We start from the raw sequence: 1,144 nt of genomic DNA on the forward strand, positions 1-1,144 counted from the left end.
AGTTCAAGGAGTTTCGAGAAATATAAATTCAAAATTAAAATCCCTTTCTTTTTTCCCTGAGAGTCAAACAAAGGCGTAGCTAACCTTATCATTGGGAGGTAAGGTATCTCTGCCTCCCCTTGTTCAGTATTCAAATCTATTGGAGAGATATATGTCTGGTCTACGTCCAATTTTATGGCCTCTTGAAAATAGTATTGGTTCTTCTTATCTTGTAGATCGGAATCAGGAACAATCACAGTAGTATCATCTCGCTTATTGTCTATCCTAACTATTTCGTATCCCGAAGAATCTATAATTCTGATTTTATAGTACTGTTGATAACTCTTTGCAAAACCATAGAATACCTCCTTAACTTCGTCTCTGTATTTGATGGATTTAAAATCACTATCTACATAACCTTTAGTGCTCGGAATATCTTTTAAGAAGAACAAATCATGTCCAAAGTCAGAAAAAAATATTTCGATTGTCTCCTTGGCAGAAAGTAATTGATGAACTTCGTTCTCGTGCTGCCTTTTTGCATCTTCTTCATATATTTGATTCCCACCAAAATATAGCACTAATCCAAAAATGATAAAAAGGATTATAATGATTGATAAGAATGTCTTATTTTGTTTTATAAGTTTCCAATTCATATTGATAAATTCTCTCCATTTCTTCTCCGACAAGGTTCATATAGAATCTAGCCCATAGTGTTTCTCTTAAATTTTGAGATAACTAGATAACCGAAACACTTCCTTTATGCTCCTAAATAAGCATATTTTTCTTCTTTGGTCATACTTTGAATATTGGACTATATTTTACAGGTGGTTGTCGTTAAAATCAATTTAATTAAAATTTATGTAATAGAAGTCTCTTTTCTTATGGATAAAAATTGAGCATTTATAGCTACAATTATAGTGCTTAAAGACATAAATGCAGCACCTATAGCCGGAGAAATTAATATACCATAATTGTACAATGCTCCGGCGGCAAGAGGAATGGCAATGACATTATATCCTGTTGCCCAAAACAGATTTTGAATCATTTTACTATAAGTTGCTCTTCCAAACAAAATGAGCGAAGAAACATCCAAAGGATTGCTGTTTACCAGGATAATATCGGCAGTTTCAGCTGCGACATCTGTGCCTGAGCCGATAGCAATCCC

General features: G+C 33.7%; 1 protein-coding gene and 1 pseudogene. Both read right to left on the reverse strand.

Annotation, left to right across the window (positions count from 1 at the left end; translation table 11 throughout):
- The coding region (locus COZ07_RS02105; protein ID WP_406606945.1) for a cache domain-containing protein at positions 1–632 on the reverse strand (632 nt) is incomplete at its 3' end.
- A 203-nt stretch (positions 633–835) separates the two neighbouring features.
- A pseudogene (locus tag COZ07_RS02110) lies at positions 836–1,144 on the reverse strand (heavy metal translocating P-type ATPase); the annotation flags it as partial.

The sequence above is a fragment of the Candidatus Infernicultor aquiphilus genome (assembly GCF_002784285.1).
Classification (GTDB): Bacteria; Atribacterota; Phoenicimicrobiia; order Phoenicimicrobiales; family Phoenicimicrobiaceae; genus Infernicultor; species Infernicultor aquiphilus.